The sequence below is a fragment of the Oleiphilus sp. HI0128 genome, assembly GCF_001635365.1.
The window spans coordinates 1-269 of the sequence record NZ_LWGG01000474.1 but is presented as its reverse complement, the minus strand read 5'-3'; the positions used below and the strand labels follow the sequence as shown (position 1 = coordinate 269).

Annotated in this window: 2 pseudogenes; both read left to right on the top strand. The window is 43.5% G+C overall.

The features are described from left to right. Positions 1 to 89: pseudogene (rplK, locus tag A3763_RS05765) on the top strand (50S ribosomal protein L11); the annotation flags it as partial. Beyond that, positions 89 to 269, top strand: a pseudogene (locus tag A3763_RS05760) (50S ribosomal protein L1); the annotation flags it as partial. The pseudogenes rplK and A3763_RS05760, both read left to right, overlap by 1 nt.

Below are 269 nucleotides of genomic sequence, written 5' to 3'. Positions count from 1 at the left end.
ACTTAAATGCAGGTGATATGGATGCTGCAGTAAGAATTATTGCTGGTACAGCGCGTAGCATGGGACTTAATACTGAGGGTGTTAACTAATGGCAAAATTAACAAAGCGCCAAAAGTTGGTGCAGGAAAAAGTTCAAGCAGAAAAAGCGTACACGGTAGAAGAAGCGGTAGCTTTGCTTGCTGAGCTTTCAAACGGTGTTAAGTTTACTGAGTCGGTAGATGTTGCTATCAACCTAGGTGTTGATGCGCGTAAATCTGACCAGGCTGTTC